Genomic DNA, 19,791 nt, shown 5'->3' on the forward strand with positions numbered 1-19,791 from the left:
GACAGCGGACATCGATGAGTCCTCCGGGTCCAGAGAAGGGCGCTCGATCTTGATCATGTGGCGCCACTCACAGCACAGAAAAGCACAGAGTTGACACGAGTGCAATAGTTTGACCTTTATCACGCGGAGAAACTATTTCGACCAGGACCTCGGTGGCGCGGGAAACCCGACGATGCGGTCGCGGCGCTATCGATGCTGGTCACCGGCCTCGGCGAGCGGGTGACCGGAGGGCTCGCCGATCCGAAGCCGTCGTGCGCCATCGGCTCAGGACGGTTCGTAAACCGCCAGCGCGGTTCCGCCCGAAGAGAATGGCTCGCTCCACGTCCGACGCACGGGCAGCAAAGCGGGCGAAGCAGCTCCACAGGTTCGGGTAGCCGGTGCCCATCTTGTCCGCCGGGAAGTTGGTTTCCACCATCCAGCGGTCGGCACCGAACGTCTCGACCGCGGTTTCCACCCACGGCCGCCAGATCTCGGTGAGTTTGGTCGAGGTGGGCGAGACCGGTGCGTGCAGGCAGTCGAAGGCGGCACCACGGGTGAGCAAGCCACCGATCTTGCAGTGATGCCCGGTCTCCTGGCGAGCTCCCGGACCCCGGCATCACCACGCGAACTCCGCGGGCGAACGGGCCTTAGCCCAACGGCCAGCCGCCGTGGCCAAGCACGAGAACCGTCACTTCCACGGTCTCAAGCCGACTCGGTCACGACGGCGTGCTCCATCCGCCGACCCGCCAATCTGCCGAGCGACGGCCGCCCGGGCAGCAACAGCCCGCCGATCAATCCCAGCGCACACCAGCGAAAGGAACACCGCCGCGAACCAGGGCGCGCCGCCAGTCGCGGGAACCAGAGCGCCATGAGCCACGTTAACCGCCAGAACTGGATCCGAAATCTAGGTGAGCCGGTAGAGCATCCGCGCCGTCCCGTTGAATAGGTCCTGACGCTCAGCCTCGGACGCGCCGCTCACGAGCCGGGCATAGGTGTTCCAGAGCGTCCCATATCGAACGCCCATCTTGTCTACCGGGAAATTGGTCTCGAACATACACCGGCTGGGTGTGAACACCTCGATGCAGCTCTCGACCCACGGCCGCCAAATCGTAGCCAATTCTGCGGAGCCAGCCGGCGTCGAGGACCTCACATAGTCGTAGGCGGCTCCCCTTGCGAGCAGTCCCCCGACCTTGCACACCACGTTCGGTCGCGCGGCCAGCTCGCGCAGACCTCTCCGCCACTCGGCGAAGTGCTCGCGGCGGTGGCGGGCGTAGGGCCCGTAACCGAGTGGTCCGCCGCAATGGTCGAGCACGATCCGCAGATCCGGCACCGCATCCGCGAGCGTGGCGACCTCACCCAGCTGCCGGTGGAACAGCCACACGTCGAGGGACAGGTCCAGCTCGGCCAGGCGACGGGCTCCAGCGTGGATCCGGGCCTCAGTGAGCATGCCGGGCCTACGCGCGGTCTGCGTGTTCTGGATCTCGGGACTGTCGTCCCAGCCCGTCCCGAAGCGGATACCGCGAAACCGGCCTGCACCGGCCTCTATGTGGGCCTCGAGCACCTCCGTGACCGCCTCGCCAAGGTCCAGGTCGGCGAATCCGACAATGCCGGCCGCGATCCTTGGGTCGCTGCCGGCCGTGAGCGCCACCACGTGCTCGGTCTCCCCCACCGGTCGCAGGTACTCCGGCCCGTCGGTGCGGTAATGCGAATGGCATTCGACGTACACCGTGCCCGACACCGCTGGCGTCTCGGCCAGGTCGGCGAGCAGCTCAGGCGGGTCATAGTCGTAGGCGGGCAGGTTCCACAGGTGGTGGTGCGCGTCGATAACCGGCACGGTGATCAATGATGGTTCAGCGGGCGTCGTAGCCAGCCAGGCGGTATCGGGGGGAAAGATCACGCCGAACTGATCCGGTCTTCCGGATGGAGACCGCCGCAGGAAGTGAGCATCTATGGCCACAGGCACTTCTCTCTCGTGTCGCCCATCGGCGGTTCAGAGCGTGGTAGCGGCCAGATCGTCCGTGGCCGGGAGCAACGCCGCCCAGTCCACGAAGGCGCCCAGGCCAGTCCGGAGATCCGTGGTGATCACCGGACCCAGCACCGACCGCATCAGGTCGGGGCTGGTGAGCTGGTAGCGGCTCAGCTCGGGCCTCCAGTCGATGGCAGCCGGGTCGCCGCCGCCCAGCTCGACGAGCGTCTCGAAGACCTGCACCGAGCTGACAGGCTCTCCGACGATGTTCAGCGCCAGGTTCGCCTCCGCCGCGGGGAGGTCGAGCGCGGCGACGACGGCGCGGGCGGCGTCGTCCACGTAGACGAGATCATGGAGCGCCGCGGGCGCCCACCGCACCACAGGCCGTTCGCCTCGGCCGACGGCCGCGAGTACGTCCAGCATGATGCCTGCCAAGGAGTTGTCACGATTGGAATGCGGTCCGTACAAGGTGGCCAATCGAGCTGAGACGTAGCTCGGGCCGCCCGCGGCGGCGAATGCGTTCAGGTACGCCTCGACCGCGATTTTGCTCGCTCCATACATGCTGAGGTCCGCACCGGGCGCTAAGTCGTCCTCGCGCCAGCGGAACGGCCGGGGCTTCGCGAACGAGCCGTACACGCTGTGCGACGAACCGAAGACGATCCGGCGCACCCCGTTCTCGGCCGCGAGCCGGAGCAAGCCGTAGGACGCTTCGACGTTCACCTGGAACGACTCGTGCGGCCGGCTCTGCGTGGCCTTGGGACGCAGAGCTGCGAGGTGCACGATCGCTTCGGTCCCTCGCACTATCGGCTCGACGACATCCGTGTCGCGCACGTCGACGCGGTGCACGGTGACGCCGGGCAGGTCGGACAGCCCAGTCGACCGCTCGGTGGCACCGAGATCGACGGCACGCACCTCACGCCCACTCCGTACGAGCTGCTCGACGACTCGCGCACCCAGGAATCCGGCCGCGCCCGTGACCAGGACGGGCCCTCCGGGCTGGGCAACCGACTGGGACATGTCATCGTTCCTTCCTATCTCGCGGCACATACGCGCCTCGTTCGTACGACGGCCCGTTCATCGGGTCGGACAGGAGTCTCGCCGGTCGGAGGGGCGGGAACTCGTATTCTGAAGGCAGGTTGACCTGGGCGTTCGCGAGTAGCGCTCGTGATCGCTTCGCGCCAGGCGGTCAGCTGACCGCGGACGTAGTCGGCGGCCGCCTTGTCGACCAAGACGGACTCGTCTCCGTTTTCGATGGCTGACAACGTCGCCACAGCCACGTCCTCGGCGGCGACGAAATTCAGGGTCCGCTCGACCGTCGGGAATACATCGGCTGACTCTCCCGGTATGGTCACCCGAGCATGGGAGGGGTGGCAACCGGCCCAGGCCCGACGACGCTGACCCCGACCGGGATCTTGAACTGTGCGAATTCGTGAGCAAGCACTTCGGTGATCGCAAGGCCGGCGCGCTTGGAGCATGCCATTCTCCTCCTTCCCAGTCGATCATGATCGGTGCGCTTGGGCCTTGAGGCGGCGGGCCAGATCACTGCCGAGCGAGGTCAGCGGCGTCCAGGCGGTGGGTCCGTGTCTCGGTCAAGAAAGCCAGGCACACCAGGCTGGTCAGGCCAAGTGCCCCGATGAACCAGGCGAGTGCGGCAGTGCCCGACGACGCGGCGATCGACGCGATGATCAGCGGTGCGATACCGCCACCGACCACGCTGCCGATGTTGTAGCTCAGCGCCGCGGCGGTGTACCGATAGTGGGTGTGGTACAGCTCAGAGAAAAATGCACCCAGCGGTCCGTTCCCGGCGCCACTGATCGCGAGGAACCCGATCACGACCGCAGCGAACGCCGTCAGCGATCCCGTTTTCGCCAACGGGAACGCGACGAACGACCACACGACGCCGAGCCCTACCGCGACCATGAGCATGCGGCGCCGACCATAGCTGTCCGATAGCCGGCCAAATCCAAGGCAGACGATTGAGTATGCGACGCCACCGGCCATCACGATCGTGAGCACCGCGTTCCGGTTATGATTCAGGACCGTCGTGCCGTAGTTGACGAGGTAGGTCGAACCGGTGAAATACAGCACGAAGACGCTGATCACGCCGCCGGCAGCCAGCAGGACCTGACGAGGCTGAAAGCGGATCACGTCAGCCAGTGGGAGACGCGCCGGTCGACCGGCGGCGAGGTGCTGCTTGAAGATCGGCGTCTCGGCAGTGCGCAGCCGGATGTAGAGGCCTACGGCGACGAGGACGGTGCTGAACAGGAAGGGGATACGCCACCCATAGCTGATGAACGCACTCTGGTCCATGCTCAGGCCGACCAGGATGAACGCCAGGTTGGCCGTCGCCAGGGCGAATCCCGCGCCGACCGGCGGGAAGCTGCTCCAGAAGCCGCGCCGGTTCCCTGGGGCGTACTCCGCGGCATAGAGCACTGCGCCCGCCCACTCCCCGCCTGCGGCGAGGCCCTGCAGGACGCGGAGCAGCACGATCAGGACCGGGGCCAGCACGCCGATCTGCGCGGCAGTCGGCATCAGGCCTACGAGCAGGGTCGCTACACCCATCATCAGCAGGGTGATGACCAACGTCGCCTTCCGGCCGAGCCGATCGCCCATATGCCCGAAGACAACCGAACCGAGCGGGCGGACCACGAAGGCCACGCCGAGTGTCGCGAACGACGCAACCGTCCCTGCCGCGCTCCCGAGTGCCGGGAAAAAGGTGTGCGGAAACACCAGCGCCGCGGCAGTGGCGTAGATGAAGAAGTCGTAGAACTCGATCATGTTGCCGATCAGGCTGACGGACGCGACCTTCCACATCGTTCGCGGCGTCACAGCCGGAACGACATCGGATTGCCGTTCAGTTACCGGCGACTGCTCCTGCATGGTCATTTCCTCCACAACATTGTGACCCGGCCGCATGGACGGGCAGAGGGCCTGGCAGGACTCCCAGAAGACTGTTCGGCCGGCGGTCAAGCCCGCGGGTTGAAGGGATCCGCGATGACCCCTCCTGTGTTGATCCAGGCCGTCTTGACCTCGGTGTACTCGTCGACCGCGTGAAGCCCGTTCTCCCGGCCGATTCCGGATTCGTTGAAGCCACCGAAGGGTCCGACGTGGTTCACCTGCCGATAGTTGTTGATCCACACCGTGCCCGCGCGGAGCTTGCGGATCATCCGGTGCGCACGCCCGACGTCGTTCGTCCAGACACCGGCCGCAAGACCGAATGACGTGTCGTTGGCGATCCGCACTGCATCGTCCTCGTCGGTGAAGCGAATGATCGACGCTACCGGGCCGAAGACTTCCTCCCGGGCGATGCGCATGTCGTTGGTGACTTTCGTGAACACGGTCGGTTCCACGAAGAGACCCCGAGCCAGCGCCGGATCGTCCGGTCGCTTCCCGCCCGCGGCAAGGTGCGCACCTTCACTCTTGGCGATGTCGATGTACCGTAGTACCTTCTCGTGCTGCGCCTTGCTGGCGACAGTGCCCATTTCACTGGCCGGATCCTGCGGATCGCCGAGCTTGATCCGCGAAGCGCGCTCCACAACGGCCTTGCTGAAGACGTCGTAGATTTCCTCGTGCACGAGGACCCGGGATCCGGCCTGGCAGGTTTGACCGGTTGCCGCGAAAATCCCGGCCATGACGCCGTTGACGGCGTTGCTCAGGTCTGCATCCGGGAACACGATGTTCGGCGACTTGCCGCCGAGTTCCAGCGACACCCGGGCCATCCGGCTCGCCGCGGTGGCCGCGATCCGTTTGCCGACCGCGGTGGATCCGGTGAACGAGATCTTCTTGACCCCGGGGTGCTCGACCAAAGCGGCACCGACATCACCGGGACCTGTGACCACATTGACCACGCCCGCAGGGAAACCGGCTTCCTCGATCAGGCGCGCGAGGACGAGCGTGGAAACCGGCGTGACCTCCGACGGCTTCACGACGACCGTGCAGCCCGCAGCCAGAGCTGGCGCCAGCTTCATGATCAGCAGTGTGAGAGGGCTGTTCCACGGCGTGATAGCCGCGACGACGCCTACTGGCTCGCGCCGCGTGAACGCCTCCATGTGCGGGATACTGCTCGCCAGCGTTTCCCCGGTCGGCATCTCCGCGACGCCGGCGAAGAAGTTGCAGTTGTCGGCGAGCGCCCGCGCTTGGCCGCCGACTTCGCGGATCAGCTTGCCGTTCTCCTGGACGAGCAAGCGCGCGAGCGGATCGGCTTGGGCGGTAACCAGCTCGGCGAGCTTACGCAGCAATTGGCCGCGCTGCTTGGGGGTCGATGACGCCCACGGTCCCTCGGTGAATGCACGCTCGGCGGCGGTGACTGCCTTGTCCACATCGTCGCGGGTGGCGAGAGGCACCCTCGCCCACGCCTCGCCGGTGAACGGGTTGGTGCACTCGAACGTCCCACCGTCCGAGCTCACACACCACTCGCCGTCGATGAGCATCGAATACGACTCGATCGACATCTTTCGATATTCCTTCCTTGCCCTGGCTACCCGGCGCGATCGTGGCTACTGCTTCTCGTACCACTCGGCCATCAACTGACTTTGGTCCGCGTCGGGACCGAACCGCTCCACTGCCTCCGCGGTCAGCTTCTCTACCAGCTCACCGATAGGTAGCCGGTGGCCCAGCTCGGCTGCCATGGTGCTGGCCAGCCCGATGTCTTTGAGCATCAGCGCCAGGGCGAACCCCTGCGGCAGGTAGGTATCGCCGGCGAGCAGGTTGGGGAAGGTGTACTCCGTCGTGTAGTTGCGCCCGGTCGAGCGGTTCAGGACGTCCACGATCACGTCCTGCTCCAGGCCGGCCCGCTGCCCCAGCCGAATCGCCTCCAGAGCCGCGAACCGGTTGCAACTGTTCAGCAAGTTGTTGATTACCTTCATGGTGTGGCCTGATCCGACCGGACCGACGTGGCTCACCGATTGCGTAACGGCGAGCAGGAGATCCTTCACCTTGGCGTAGGCCTCGGGTGACGCGCCAACCATCAACGTGGCCGTGCCTTCCCGCGCCCGCCGGACGCCGCCACCGATCGGCGCGTCGACGAAATCGATGCCTCGAGGACTCAGTGCCTTCACGATCTCGGCATCTGCGGTCGGGACGCTCGTCGTCGTGTCGATGACAACGCTTCCCGGCTGCAGCAGCTCGGCGAGCCCCGCCTCACCGAGGAGCAGTCCGGTGACGTCCGTCGGTCCGGGCAAAGAGAGGAATACAACGGTACAGCTGGCCGCGATGTCCTCCGCAGTCGTGAAGCGGGCTCCGGCCGCGACCAACTCGTCCGCGGCCGCCGGATTGCGGTCCGTCACCCGCAGGTCGCTCGACGCCACCAGGCGACTGGCGATCGCGGAACCCATGGCTCCAACACCAACGAATCCAACCGGTCCCATCGAGGAGCACCTCTCTATGTCCGCTCGACGTGGTAAAGGCGACCACCTCGACATCGGTCTGACAATAGCTATGCTGACAACTAGCCGCGCTACTGTCAAGCAGGTCGTCGATATACCAGGTAACAGGCTGTTACCGGACCTCAACACCCGCCGGTCGGGCGAGCCGGTCTAACCCGCAGACTGTCCAGCTGGCACGCAGTCATCAGGGCGCGGTGACAAATAGGACGATCCGAGTAGGACGCCACGCGTGGCCGGCGCGAACGCCGGGCTTCGCCGACGTGCGGCTGACCTCGGCGCATGTGATGAGACACGCGGCACCATGGCGGCCAAGCCATTGCGCGCAACGGGGCTGACGTGAGGTATGCCCAGGTCGACGTCGCGCGCTGCAGCAGCCGACTGCATCAGCCCGTCCGAACCTCGACCTGCCCACTGTTCCGCTATAGGCCTCGATGAGGTTGCTCAACCCCAGCGGGGCGACATCGAGGATCTCCGCGAGGGCGCCGCGCTGATCCACAGGACTTTCGTCCGGCTCGCGAGCAGGTCCACATTGGACGGCAACTGGTCGGCCGCACCGCGTTCACCACGCCGATATCCACACTGAGCACCCGCACGCCGTCTACATACAACCCGATCGCGCTCGGGAAGTACGCGATCGGACGCTTACTTCCCACGTCCTCCGAGCGTCCACCACAACACGCACCCGATGGCGACTGCCCCCACGAGCCTTCGCCCTGACGGGTTGAGATCACGACGACGGTCCGGCGACGACGGAACTCAGCCGGCGGAGACGGTTCGCACGCACGCGGAGCGAGCACGGTCGTCGTGGTGGTCTTGACGACCTGCACGCCGCACGACCCCATGGAAGATTGCACCCGGCGCGGACAGGCGACGGACGATCCGGTAAACCCGTTCGGGACTGGATCCCCTGGTCGCAGGCCGCCTCCTCGTCGATACAACCCGGCCGACCGGCCGTAAAAGTAGGCATCGAACGACGTCAACTTATTCTGTCGGCGCGTCCGATCTGACCCGTCCGGACTTCTCGCGCGTTCGTTATGCAAGCGCCTGGCAACAGTTAATGTCAGACATTTAAATACCTGACATTAACAGGTAGAACCCTACGTCAAAAGACGTACTATTGACTTAATGTTCGCACGGTGCTTGAATGTCATTATTGTGTGAGGCTGCTCACACGGTGCTGTCACCCGGAAGGGAGCACCGTGAAACAACTGCTCGTAGCGTGGCGAGAGTTGCGGTCAAGGACGAAAAGCCCCGGAGAACACATAAGAGACCGTGCTCGACAGCGGCAGCCGGTCTGGCAAGTTGTGTTGGTGGCTGCATCAATGGCACTAGCTGGTTCCCTCGCGGTGGCGACCGGGGCGACCGGAGCCAGTGGGCCGACGGCCTCGCCGGTCGCGCCGACGTCCACCGGCGCTCCGACCATCCCGGCCAAGATGGACTGCGCTGCCTTTGTGCAGGACGGGGGAACGCGCAACGCCCATGTACCTGACTTCCTCAAGATTCCCGGGGCCCCGACCCGTATCACCTCCGCCAGCATCGTCCCCGCAACCGCAACACAGCCGGCGTTCTGTGACGTCCATGGGTACGTCCAGCCGCAGACCGAATTCGAGCTCAAACTGCCGACCTCGACGTGGCAGGGTCGCTACCTGCAGTTCGGTTGCGCCGGTGTCTGTGGTTTCATCAGCCAGACAGCATTTCCCGCCTGCCGCACCCAGCTCGGCGGCGACTTCGCGATCGCAGCGACCAATGACGGCCACAATGCGAGGCCCACGGACGCGATGTGGGCGGGCACGGACGAGCAGCATCGGATCGACTACGGCTATCGTTCCGTGCACTCCTGGCAACCGCGGCGAAGGCGATCCAGACCGCCTACTACGACCAACCGCCGAGGTACTCCTACTTTGCCGGCTGTTCCGACGGCGGCCGTGAAGGGCTGATGGAGTCTCAGCGCTATCCGAAGGACTTCAATGGCATTGTCGCCGGGGCTCCTGCCAACAACCAGTCAGGAAGCCAGTTCTTCATGGGCTGGGACATCAGGGTCAACACTCGGCCGGACGGCTCGCCGATTCTCACCGCAAACAAGATCGGGCCGCTCCACGACGCCGTGATCAAAGCCTGCGACGCCAATGACCGCGTCGTTGGTGACGGCCTCATTGGCGACCCGCGCGACTGCAACTTCCAACCGGTGTCCATCGAGTGCAAAGGACCGGATGGACCGGACTGCCTGACCACCGATCAGGTCAAGGTGGTGGAGGAGATCTATGCGGGCCCACGTGATCAGCAAGGCCATCGCCTTGACCCGCGCTACGCGCCTGTCGGTTCTGAACTCACCTGGCCGGGATTCCGCTCCCCCCAAGCGCCGGTTCTCCTGCCGGCACTGAGCCGGCATATGGGGTGGCGCGGTGGATGGAGACCGCGCCCGAGTGGATGGCCTACCCGATCGGCAAAGGAAAGCCGTTCGATGACGTCCAGTTCACACCGGACGAATTCAAGCAATCAGTGGCGAAGACCCATCCATAGGAGCATCGGTGACCGTGCCGACAGCCCGGACAGCGGAGACCAGTCCGACACCGACCGGCCCCGCCGCACCCGGTAGGGCACCACCGTAGAACGACCTGAACGGGCCGTAGGCCGCTTGGAGCCGTGCGCCCCGAGCAGACCGGCGGACCCGGCGGACCCGGCGGCCAACCGTCCCACAGTGGCGCTGACAGCGGATCCGGACGGCACACTGTGGGTTGCGGTCGACGGTACGGATATCGAGGAACTGGCAGGCAGGATTACCGCAGCGTGCGACGCGCTATCCCGGATGTGCTGAGCCCGCTGACGGCCCGCAGCGCAGCGGCCCCCTCTGCCCATGGGGCAGAGGGGCCTCACACCGTCCGCACGGCTGGAGTCCCGGCAACCACGAACGAGGTTGCCGGGCTCCGTTGCGAACGGGGTCGTCAGTCTCTGTTAAGTCGTGACGGGGACTACGCCCAGTGCTGAGTTGACGGCATTCACGTTCACGTGAAAATTCTTCCGCGAGCAGGTTCGATCCGTGATGCCTACGCATGGAGCGAGGTACTGCGCATTGTTGTTCAGCGCCTCGATCATGCCACGCAGCTTGATTTGCCCGCTGCCCCGTCCGGCCTGGTTGTAGGCAGGTCCTCCGCTGTCGCCCTCGCCAGCGCTGGCGAGGGTGGTAGCCGGAAGTGTCGCGGTAAATCCGGGACCAACGGTCCCATAGCCGTAGTCAACAGAGAAACCAACCTGGTCGACCACGGGCCCGCAGACCTGACCCGAGAATGCACCATCTTCGCAAATCACTTCGCCCATCACGACATCGGACCAGGAATGCACAGGAAGTCCGAGAGTTGAATCCCAGCCATCGACATACACTGTGGGATTGTAGGCTTGTCCTTCAAGGGTCATTGAATCGGTTGCAGTGCTCCGAGGACCTTCGTTTCCGACGACCCTGTCGCTGAGGCCTGCATACCACGGCGAGGACGTTGTGTGTTGACAATGACCAGAGGTCAATAGCCCTGTTGCACCGTTGGATTTTCGCACGGTCCAACTGGTGCTGCAACCGTAATTCCCCGTGTTATCCACGATCAATGACCCGCCCCAAAAAGGGGAGGTGTCCGCCGCTCGGGAGGCGGCGGAATAACTGTCGGCATAGCTAAGCTGTACTGACACAGAAGATGAAATCGAAATAGACTGCAAGCTCGCCTTGCTGGCGTCCACGCCAACTGTAATTCCAGTGAAGTCGGAATTGGGACTGGCACTGGTCACGCGAGGAGAGTTCTCGGCAACGATTCTTGCCGCTTCCTTCACGAGCTCGTCATAAGAATGTTGCACAACAGAAAAGCTGAGCTCAATCGCGCCACGCTTTGTTTCGGCATATTCCGCGAGTTGAGCGGGGACCGGGCCATGCCAGTAGATCGTTACCGCGTTCGCGCTCGGAGCAATGCGCGCCTGAACGTATCCATTCAGGTTGTTTGACTTTGCGAACAGTTGCACCGCTTCGATTATGTCGAGTGCCGGTTGTTGCGCCACCATCTGTACCTCCTTTCCGTTTGTTGCCATGGACTTTCCACTTTTCTGATGACCGGCGTTCACGACTGCCTGTCTAAGCCTGTCCACCAACGTTATATTGCTCGCCGAAGCGAAATTTGCCGACGATAGCAGCAAGGCGCACGCAACCGCCGCGACACTGAGCACTATGGGTCGTCTTCGCACTACCCTAAACATGATACCCCTCGTTTAGTTGCTTGACGTGAGAAATCGTGACTGTGGCGAGGTTCTGGCACGAGACCCAAGGCGACTGGACTGACCTCCCCGCAGTCCATAGCGACGCTAACGGCTTCGCACGCGAACGATCACCGCTAACCAGGTGAAACCACCACAAAACGGTCACCGCGTGTGACAGGGGGCGCTCCGTCTCCTGTTGTGTACTAGCAACTGAGGGAGGCCCGCGCGGCGCGGCGACCAGCAGCGCCGATCACTCACTGTGTGATGATCGTGCCTGCCGTCGACATCATGGCCGCCCTTATCCGCCGGGACGCCGGGGACGCGGGCGGGGAAGGATCCGGGAACGCAGGGAGCTCGCCCGTCGACCGTCTCGACCCATCTCCTCCCTCACCAGCGGGAACAAGGCTCGGGCGGCCCCCTAATGAAGCCCACCGCCGGCTACGCGGCCCGGGAACCAAGGCGGAAACCTAGACGGATTCCGGGACCGGCCCGGGTCCCTCCTCGGCTCCCTGCCAGTGGGACGACTTCACCGGCTGCAGCGACTGGACAACGCAACACGGCCGCGTCGAGATAAGCCAACGGTGGTTCGGATTTCCCATGCCCCGGCTCACCGACGGTGTTTACCAGCCGGCGGGACGAAGATGAGGGAGCGATTTCGGGCACGTCAGGCCGAGCCGGACGGCTAAGTCCGCAGCGGCTTGCTGGTGTTTTCGGGCTTCTCCAGGATTATTACCCGTGTAGATACGAGCAAGTTCGTCATGCGCCTGAGCCTGTTCGCGGAGGTGACCACCTCGCACCGCGATGGCGAGGGCGAGCTCGTGCTGCCGAACAGCTTCGGTTCCGTCCCCGAGAGCGGCAAGAGTGCGGCCGAGCTCGAGGCGAGCGTAAACCCGCAGCCGAGAGCCGTCGTCGAGCAGGGTCATGGCCGTCTGTTGGGATTTCAGGGCGGCGCCGGCATCTCCCATCGCGCGGTGCGCTGCTCCGATGAGAGTCAGTGCTTCCGCTTCCCCGTCCCGATCCCCGATCCGCTGGCGAAGTTCGCAGGCCCGGCGGAGGTGGTCGAGGGCTTCGTCGGCGGCGCTCAGCTCGATGAGGCATCGCGCCAACGCCGTGAGCACGTGGTCATTGGGACTGAGCTGGCCCAGGTCGCCGCAGAGCGCGTAGGCCGTCCGTAGGTGGGCCAGCGCCGTCTCGGGCGAGCCTTCCAGCCACTGAACGACGCCTCGGGTCCAGTGCGTGATGATCTTGGCGTCGATGCCGAGCGGGGACAACTCGGCCAGATCGGCGAGCTCGTCGAAGGCCGTCTGCGCGTGCTGCGCGGCTTGGGCGTGAGCGCCGCGGTGCAGGTGCATCAACGCGAGCAAGGCGAGGGTGTGCGCGTGTGATTCGGTGTTCTCGCGCTGCATGGCCGACGTGGTCAGCAGGTCGTAGGCGCGGGCGGTGTGGCCGGCGGACCAGTGGGCCAGCGCCAGCAGCGTGCGCAGAAGGTCTTCACCGCCCTCGGCTGTCTCGCGCGCGGCCGCCAGGGCGTGCTCGAGCAGTTCGATCGAGTCGCCGGCGAGGTCGCGGCCCAGGACGTGCCAGAGGGAGATCGCCAGCTGCCACGCATAGCCGCCTTGCCCTTCGGCCGCGGCGCAGCGGGTCGCCGCGAGGACGTTGGCACGCTCGGCCAACAGCCAGACCCGCGCGGCCCCCGTCCCTGGGCTGTTCTCCTCGACGCAGGCCGCTGCCTCCGTGATGGCCGTCAAGTAGTGGTCGAGCATCTTCTCGGTCATGCCCGGGTCGTCCGACATGCCGCGGGCGTACTGCCGCAGCAAGTCGTGTTGCCGGTACCGGCCGGGCGCCGGTTCCTCGGCCAGGTGGACATCGACCAGCCGCTGCAGGGCTTCGTCGGCCCGTCCGTCCGGTAAGCCGATCATCGCCGCCAGCACGGCGGTGTCCGCGTCGGCGCCAGGATGTCGGCCCAGTGCGGAGAACAGCTGCTGGTCGACCGGGGACAGCTGCTCGTGCGACATGCGGAACGCCAGTGCCACCTCGCGGTCGGCGAACAGCTTCGGCAGCCGGCGGCGCGCCCGGGCCAGCTGCGCGGACAGGTGCGCGACCGGCCAGGTCGTGCGGTGCGCCAGCCTTGCCCCGGACAGCCGGAGCGCGAGCGGCAAGCCGGCGCACAGCCGGACGATCTGCGCCACAGCCTCAGGTTCGGCGCTCGCGCGGTCGGCGCCCACCAAGTGCGTGAAGAACGCCTCGGCCTCGGCCTCCGCCAAGACAGTCATGGACATCGGCCGCGCACCGTCCAGCTCCAGCAGTCTCGCGCGGCTCGTCACGATCACCAGGCTGGGCCCGGTCGGCAGCAATGGCGCCACCTGCGTCTCGTCGACAGCGTTGTCGAAGACGACCAGAAGCCGCAGCGCCGCGGTCTTCGCCCGCCACTGCGCCCCGGCGTCCCCGGCCAGTGTGACCCCTAGCTGTCCCAGGAGGACGTTCAGGATCTCTTCGACGGTCAACGGTGTCTTCCCCGCACTATGACCCTGCAGATCGACGAAGAGCGCACCGTCCGGGAACCGGTCGGCCAGCATGTGACCGGCGTGGACGGCGAACGCGGTCTTACCGACCCCCGCCATCCCGTCCACCGTGTAAACCGTGGCCCGATCGTCCGCTGACACCGTCAACCTGGCGAGCTCGTCGTGTCGCCCCGCGAAGTACGGGAGATCGCGAGGAAGGCAATTACGCCGCGCAGCGGGCATGTCCGCGGGCAGCGGCACGCTCGGCCGGATTTCCTTCACAGGGGTTGAGCCGAGCGCGGGGTCCGCGCGCAGGATCTGGGCGTGCACGCGTTGCAGGCCGTGCCCGGGACTGGCACCGAGCTCATCGGCCAGCAGCCGCCGGATCTCGTCGAACACGGCGAGGGCATCCCCTTGGCGGCCGCAGCGATAGAGCGCAACCATCAGCAGCTCACGCGCGCGTTCGCGGTACGGGTGCTCGGCCGCGAGCCGGGACAGCTCGGGGATCGCCAGTGCGATCTCCCCGCGCAGCAGATCGAGCTCGGCGAGGTCCTCCAGCGCGCCGGAGCGATAGTCGTCCAGGCAAGCCCGTTCGGTGGCGGCCGCGGGGGTTTCGATGCCGGTGTAAGCAGGTCCGCGCCACAGCGCCATCGCGTCGGCGAGGTGCTGCCTGGCCGCGGCCAGGTCACCATCGCTTTTCTTCTCCCGCGCCCGCATGAGCCCGGAGGTGAACTGGGCACTGTCGAGCTGGTCGGCGGCCACGCGCAGCAGGTACCCGGTGCCCACGGTCTGCAGCGAGCCGTCGTCCAGCACCAGCGACCGGCGCACGTCGCCGATGTACTTCTGGACGAGGTTCACCGCGCTTCTCGGCGGATTCCCGCCCCAGACGCCCTCGATGATCTCCTCGCGCTCCACCCGATGATTCGCGTGCAGCAGCAGTATCCCGAGCACTCGGAGGCACTTGCCGGAACCTATCTCGACCGCGTCCGTCCCACGCCAGCCTGCGACCGGCCCGAGTACACCGAACCGAATACCGGGCATGCAAACGCCCCCTCCCTGGCTGGAGCGTACCTCCGACCAGCTACTTTCCGTAAGACTGCAGTGCGGCTGCAGCAAGCACTGCGAGGCTTCCGTCGTCAGGAAACACGTGTTGACGAGAGGGAGATCCAGATGGGAACCAGCACGAAGGTGCGCCGCTCCGGTCGCTCGAGGACAGCCAGGCTGGTGGCAGTTGTCGGCGCCGTCGTCGGGTTGGCGATACCTCTGGCCGGCACGGCCCACGCAACCGGTGCACGGGACGGCTACTGCGATCCCGGAGAGTTCTGCCTGTACTACTACGGGGCAGGTACGACCAGCGGTTCATTGTCGGACTTCGCCGTTGGTAACATCCCCGATCTCGGTCCGGCCCAACCGACATGCTACGAGTTCCGTGGAGCCGGATACGGCAAGGGCGAATGCGTCTGGCGCAACGCCGAGTCGGCGTGGAACCGCACGGGTCACGACGTCAGGGTGTTCACCAACGTCAATTACACGAACACTTCGGACCTGTTCACCGTCGGCGGGCCCCGGGGGAATCTGAACCTCGCGTACAACCTCGCCGAGTCCATCAAGTTTCTCTGACGCGACTTCCACGACGACATGGAATTCTGGCATCCCGCCCAGACCGTGATCCGCTGGGCACACGAGTACCTTCCAGAGGCGCCGATGTCCTGATTCCCTTGTTCGTCAACCGCGCGACGGCGTCGTCGCGGCGGCGGCACCCGACTGGTGCTGCAGTGCGTCGCGCTCGCCTCGCAATGCAGTAACCACGCTCTTTCGGGATGATCATTGCCGCATCGGCACCGGCGTCGGGGCGGTGGGTGATTTCCCGGTGGCCGCCACTTAGCCTGTGCGGCCACCGGGACCTCTCAACCCGCACCCGGCGGGCACGACAACGCCGAGGCCACCGTCGCATCGGCGTAAGCCACTTGGGTGTCGCAGGGAGGCACCTCGCCGGCCTTGGTTGACGTGCGAAACCGGTACCGATGGGTTACCGAGGCGTCTTCACCGCTGGTTTCAGTCCCAGCCGTCCAGCAGCTTGAGGTCGGACGGGACCAGGGTCGAATTGCTCATGAGGACCTGGACCAGGTTGTGGTTGAGCATGTTGCCGATCGGTTCGACCAGTTCTTCCTTCAGCATGCCGGGGACGCCGTCCTGGTGCAGCCGCAGCCGGACCGCGGCGATCGTGCGGTCGATCTTCTTCTCGTTCCAGTCTTCGCCGGGTTGCAGCTTCGTCATCTCCTCGGCGACCTGCTTCCGGCCGAGTGGCTGGGCGAACGCCTCTTGGGCGAAGTAGCGCTGGCCCAGTACGACGAGCACCAGTTTCTCGTCCGGAGTCAGCCAATAGCGCTTCGGTGGCTGGGTGACCGCGTCGAACAGGGCCGGTGGGCAGGCGCCGTCGGGGCCGATCACGTACACCTCCATCACGTGCTCCCGGCCGCGGGTGCCCCGCACGAACATCGGGGTGTAGCCGAAGACCAGCGGAAGGGGGTCGTGCTCGGGGAACAGCCATTGGTCGCCGGGCAACCGGATGGGCAACCGGCCGGTGTTGGCCACCTGCCACCCGCCGTCGCGGTGGCTGATCACTCCGGTCTGCCGGCTGACCCGCAGGTCGTCCTCGCCGATGCACAGGTCGACCTGCGGCCGGTTGCGGCCGAACCGCAACTCTCGCCCCGGCGCCGGCGGGACGGTGATCCCCTGTGACAGGGCCAGCGCGAAGAGGGAGCCCGGCACCGGGTCGGTCACCCCGCCACGCAAGTGCTCGTACTTCCGCGCGTTCACCCGTGTCCCGCCCATCTGTCCTCCTGCTGCTCCCTGCCGAACTCCGGTCATGGTCTCCCGGCCTCGGCGGGACCCCTCCCGCGGTCAGCGCGACAGCCGCTGCGCCACCGTGGTGGCCAGGCGCCGCGCGGGCTCGCACAGCTGCTCGGGCTGCTTCTCGCTGTCTTCCACATCGACCAGCGCCAGCTCGTCAACCCGTGGCCGGGTCCCGTCGACGTAGCTGTGGTACACGATGGCTACCTCGCAGTCAGTGTCACTGCGTCCCTGGGGCGTCACCCGCGCGTCGTAGCCGCCAATTCGGAGCGGAGTGCTCCCGGAGGCGGCGAAGCTTTCGGCGAGTGTCCGGTCGAAGACGACTTTCGCGACCCCCGACCGGTCGGTGAAGCTCCACTGGCACTCCCAGTCTCCGAAGGAGCGGACCTGGTTCAGCGGCCCCGGGCCGAGTGCCGCGGTCACGGCCGCGGTGTCCAGCAGCGCACAGGCGTCCCTGACGGCGAGCTGCCCGGCGGGGGCCGCCCGGCGGGCGATGCGGCCGGCGTTCAGGGAGACCAGCGCGCTGCTGGTGATCGCCTCGGCCATCCCGCACAGGTCGATCTTCCCGTCGCCGGTCAGGTCCGCGTTGATGACGACCTCGTAGCCGGGCAGCAGCAGGATCCGGGCGCAGCTGTCGTCTTCGGCGGCCGGACGCTGGATCCCGACCGTCCCGACCTGCTGCACCGGCGTGGCGTCATCCTGCTCGTCGATCGCGAGCTCCACGCTGACGTCGACGTAGTTCCGCCGGTCCTTGGTCAGGTAGACCAGTGCGTCGCAGCGGTTGAAGTTGCCGTAGTCGTGCGAGGTTTCGACCACGCCGTAGCCGGCGAGCGCGTTGGCGTAGGTCAGGGCGCACGGGTCGGCGGTGCGGGGATCACCCATGATCGACTCGGCGGCGGCAGGAGGGGCGGGCGCGGACGGTGAGCTCGCCGGAGCAGCCGTCGAGGTGTCGCCACGAGTCGTGAACCAGACCGCCGAGGACGCCACCAAGACGAGCACGACGACCCCGGCCGCGACCAGCGTCCAGTGTCGGCGGGCGCGCGGTTTGGCCAGCGCCGCGAACTGCTGCCGGGCTGTCTCCGCCGGGGGCCGTGAATCGGGATCACGGTGCGTGAGACGTGCCAGCAGATCACCGAGCGCGACTTGGGGAGCGGGATGTCCCTCGACTGCGTTCCGGATCGTCATGCCCAGTGAGAACACGTCCGATTCGGACGTCGCTCGGTGCCCGCGCACCACCTCAGGTGCTTGGAACCCGTGAGTTCCTCCCCCGGTTTTCGGGTCTTCGGTCTGGGTGTCGCTGGCCCAGGTGGCGATGCCGAAGTCGGTGAGCTTGGCGGTGCGATCCCTGGTCACCAGGACGTTCGCCGGGGTGACGTCGCGGTGCGCCATGTTCTTGTCATGCAGGTGCGCCAGCGCGGCGGCGATCTGCGCACCGATGGCGGCGGCGTCCTGCGGCGGCAGCGGGCCGTCTTCCTCGCGGATCTGCCGCAGGCTGCGGGACGGCAGGTACTCCATCACCAGGCAGTTGCGGCCCTCGTCGTCCTGGACCAGGTCGTACGCGGCGATCACGTTCGGGTGAGTAAGCCGGGCGCCGGCGACGGGTTCGTCGGCCTCGACCCCCACCTTGAGCGCCACCAGCCGCCGCAACGTGGTGTCCGTCGCCAGCCAGACGACACCCATGCCGCCCCGCCCGATCTGCTCCTCCAGGCGGTAACGGCTAGCGACCAGATCACCACGGTCCATTCGCCGAACATAGCGGGTGAATGAGCGGCCGGGGAAAGGGACCCGCATTCCCGGAACAACGCTGGGCAATCGCGCGGGAAGGGTCCCGCGGGCCCCGGCCTAATCTCCCGTCATGCACGGATGGACGCACCGGTGACCGAGGAACCGGTGCTGCGCCGCTGGGCCCGGGCCCTCTCCGAACACCTGCGCCAGCACAGCCACCACGCCGCTTTCCGCATCGAGCCACCGGTCCGGGACGAAACCGGCGGCTCGGCTCTTCCCCGGATTCCACCGCAGCGAGCTGACGTGGACGTGATGAATTCCCCGGCCGCGTTGGCGAGAGCCGGCGACCTCACCGGCGCGGCGGCGGTGCTGGCGACGGTCGAAGCAGCCGGCAACGCCGGACTCGATCTGCTGGCCCGGATCCACGCTCAACGCGGCGATCTCGAACAGGCCGACCTGTGCTGGGCGCGGGTACAGGCCACCGATCCCGAGCACCCCGGCGCGGCTGCGGGCCGGGCCACGATCGAGGCTATCCGCGCCCGGCGCCGGCTGCGGAGGCCCCTGCTGCGGCCGGCCCGGGTGACCGCGGCCGGGGTGATCGTCGTCGCCGGGGTGATCACCCTCTGTGGTTGGTTCGCCGACGGCCCGGTGGCGGGCACCGCGCCACCCGCCGGGTGCGGCTCGACGCGGGTAGCCGAACTCGAGCAGCAACTGGCCGCGCAGGAAACCACCGCCGCCCGGCACGAGGCCGCCCTGAACACGACCGCCGAGCTGGTGGCGCAGCCCGGCGTGACCGTCCGGACCGCACCGGACGCCGTGGAGGTCCGTTTTGCCGGCGGCCTCTACCGCACCGGCGACCAGCTCACCGCGGACGGACGGCAGCGGCTGCGGCGACTCGGCACGGCACTGTCCCGGGCCGGCGGAACGATCACCGTGGTCGGCTGGACGGTGGCCCTGCCCGGCGGGCCGCCGTCGGGTGGTTCACCGGTGGCCTGGAGCCGGGCCCGCGCCGCCGCCCGCGAGCTCGCCACGGCCGGCAACCTGCCCCTCGCCCGGTTCACCCTGGCCAGTGGGGACCAAGGCGCTCCCCCGTTCCCCGACCCGGCGTCCAACCGCACGGTCACGCTCCGGATCTCGCCCTCCCCCTGACGGG

The 19,791-nt window shown here is 66.6% G+C and carries 12 protein-coding genes and 2 pseudogenes; 3 read left to right on the forward strand and 11 right to left on the reverse strand.

The genetic code is table 11. The features are described 5' to 3' along the window. Nucleotides 1-199: 199 nt before the first annotated feature. From AB0M59_RS05785 to AB0M59_RS05815, 7 genes and pseudogenes are all read right to left on the reverse strand, one after another. Entirely contained in the window at nucleotides 200-541 is a 342-nt protein-coding gene (locus AB0M59_RS05785; RefSeq protein WP_364609337.1) for a hypothetical protein, read from the reverse strand. A 342-nt stretch (nucleotides 542-883) separates the two neighbouring features. After that, nucleotides 884-1,813, reverse strand: a complete 930-nt coding sequence (locus AB0M59_RS05790) for an amidohydrolase family protein (RefSeq protein ID WP_364609340.1) — start codon at nucleotides 1,811-1,813, stop codon at nucleotides 884-886. Nucleotides 1,814-1,969: 156 nt separating this feature from the next. Continuing rightward, nucleotides 1,970-2,962, reverse strand: coding sequence for an NAD(P)-dependent oxidoreductase (locus AB0M59_RS05795; RefSeq protein ID WP_364609343.1), 993 nt, complete (start codon nucleotides 2,960-2,962; stop codon nucleotides 1,970-1,972). Nucleotides 2,963-3,484: 522 nt separating this feature from the next. Continuing rightward, nucleotides 3,485-4,831, reverse strand: coding sequence for an MFS transporter (locus tag AB0M59_RS05800; protein ID WP_364609346.1), 1,347 nt, complete (start codon nucleotides 4,829-4,831; stop codon nucleotides 3,485-3,487). Nucleotides 4,832-4,911: 80 nt separating this feature from the next. Then, nucleotides 4,912-6,396 (reverse strand): aldehyde dehydrogenase, encoded by a 1,485-nt coding sequence (locus AB0M59_RS05805; protein ID WP_364609349.1) that lies wholly within the window; start codon nucleotides 6,394-6,396, stop codon nucleotides 4,912-4,914. Nucleotides 6,397-6,441: 45 nt separating this feature from the next. After that, complete coding sequence (locus AB0M59_RS05810) at nucleotides 6,442-7,365, reverse strand: NAD(P)-dependent oxidoreductase (RefSeq protein WP_364609352.1); 924 nt, start codon at nucleotides 7,363-7,365, stop codon at nucleotides 6,442-6,444. 370 nt (nucleotides 7,366-7,735) lie between these two features. Continuing rightward, nucleotides 7,736-7,875 (reverse strand): annotated as a pseudogene (locus tag AB0M59_RS05815) (ABC transporter substrate-binding protein); the annotation flags it as partial. Between the two features lie 887 nt (nucleotides 7,876-8,762). Here AB0M59_RS05815 and AB0M59_RS05820 point away from each other — a divergent pair. Beyond that, nucleotides 8,763-9,925, forward strand: a pseudogene (locus AB0M59_RS05820) (tannase/feruloyl esterase family alpha/beta hydrolase). 356 nt (nucleotides 9,926-10,281) lie between these two features. Here AB0M59_RS05820 and AB0M59_RS05825 read toward each other — a convergent pair. Then, nucleotides 10,282-11,427, reverse strand: a complete 1,146-nt coding sequence (locus AB0M59_RS05825; protein WP_364609355.1) for a hypothetical protein — start codon at nucleotides 11,425-11,427, stop codon at nucleotides 10,282-10,284. A gap of 752 nt (nucleotides 11,428-12,179) precedes the next feature. Beyond that, the gene (locus AB0M59_RS05830; RefSeq protein ID WP_364609358.1) at nucleotides 12,180-15,011 is read right to left on the reverse strand and encodes a BTAD domain-containing putative transcriptional regulator; all 2,832 of its coding nucleotides are present in this window, start codon (nucleotides 15,009-15,011) and stop codon (nucleotides 12,180-12,182) included. 219 nt (nucleotides 15,012-15,230) lie between these two features. On the opposite strand from AB0M59_RS05830, the gene AB0M59_RS05835 reads away from it, so the two are divergent. Next, the gene (locus AB0M59_RS05835) at nucleotides 15,231-15,680 is read left to right on the forward strand and encodes a peptidase inhibitor family I36 protein (protein WP_364609361.1); all 450 of its coding nucleotides are present in this window, start codon (nucleotides 15,231-15,233) and stop codon (nucleotides 15,678-15,680) included. A gap of 435 nt (nucleotides 15,681-16,115) precedes the next feature. Here the strand turns inward: AB0M59_RS05835 and AB0M59_RS05840 are convergent, their stop codons facing one another. Together AB0M59_RS05840 and AB0M59_RS05845 are read right to left on the reverse strand one after the other, a co-directional pair. Continuing rightward, a complete protein-coding gene (locus AB0M59_RS05840) occupies nucleotides 16,116-16,895 on the reverse strand; it encodes an FHA domain-containing protein (protein ID WP_364609363.1) in 780 nt (259 codons plus the stop codon). A gap of 69 nt (nucleotides 16,896-16,964) precedes the next feature. Beyond that, on the reverse strand, nucleotides 16,965-18,656 hold the full coding sequence (locus AB0M59_RS05845; RefSeq protein WP_364609365.1) for a protein kinase: 1,692 nt from the start codon (nucleotides 18,654-18,656) through the stop codon (nucleotides 16,965-16,967). Nucleotides 18,657-18,776: 120 nt separating this feature from the next. Here AB0M59_RS05845 and AB0M59_RS05850 point away from each other — a divergent pair, with 120 nt between their 5' ends. Further along, the gene (locus AB0M59_RS05850) at nucleotides 18,777-19,787 is read left to right on the forward strand and encodes a hypothetical protein (protein WP_364609367.1); all 1,011 of its coding nucleotides are present in this window, start codon (nucleotides 18,777-18,779) and stop codon (nucleotides 19,785-19,787) included. Nucleotides 19,788-19,791: the final 4 nt, after the last annotated feature.

Source organism: Amycolatopsis sp. NPDC051371, assembly GCF_040682155.1.
GTDB lineage: Bacteria > Actinomycetota > Actinomycetes > Mycobacteriales > Pseudonocardiaceae > Amycolatopsis.

Bases quoted from the DNA above. Each gene is read 5' to 3' on its own strand.
- AB0M59_RS05845 (WP_364609365.1), bottom strand. From the start codon at position 18,656: ATGGACCGTGGTGATCTGGTCGCTAGCCGTTACCGCCTGGAGGAGCAG.
- AB0M59_RS05795 (WP_364609343.1), bottom strand. From the start codon at position 2,962: ATGTCCCAGTCGGTTGCCCAGCCCGGAGGGCCCGTCCTGGTCACGGGC.
- AB0M59_RS05800 (WP_364609346.1), bottom strand. From the start codon at position 4,831: ATGACCATGCAGGAGCAGTCGCCGGTAACTGAACGGCAATCCGATGTC.
- AB0M59_RS05810 (WP_364609352.1), bottom strand. From the start codon at position 7,365: ATGTCGAGGTGGTCGCCTTTACCACGTCGAGCGGACATAGAGAGGTGC.
- AB0M59_RS05835 (WP_364609361.1), top strand. From the start codon at position 15,231: ATGGGAACCAGCACGAAGGTGCGCCGCTCCGGTCGCTCGAGGACAGCC.
- AB0M59_RS05805 (WP_364609349.1), bottom strand. From the start codon at position 6,396: ATGTCGATCGAGTCGTATTCGATGCTCATCGACGGCGAGTGGTGTGTG.
- AB0M59_RS05850 (WP_364609367.1), top strand. From the start codon at position 18,777: ATGGACGCACCGGTGACCGAGGAACCGGTGCTGCGCCGCTGGGCCCGG.
- AB0M59_RS05840 (WP_364609363.1), bottom strand. From the start codon at position 16,895: ATGGGCGGGACACGGGTGAACGCGCGGAAGTACGAGCACTTGCGTGGC.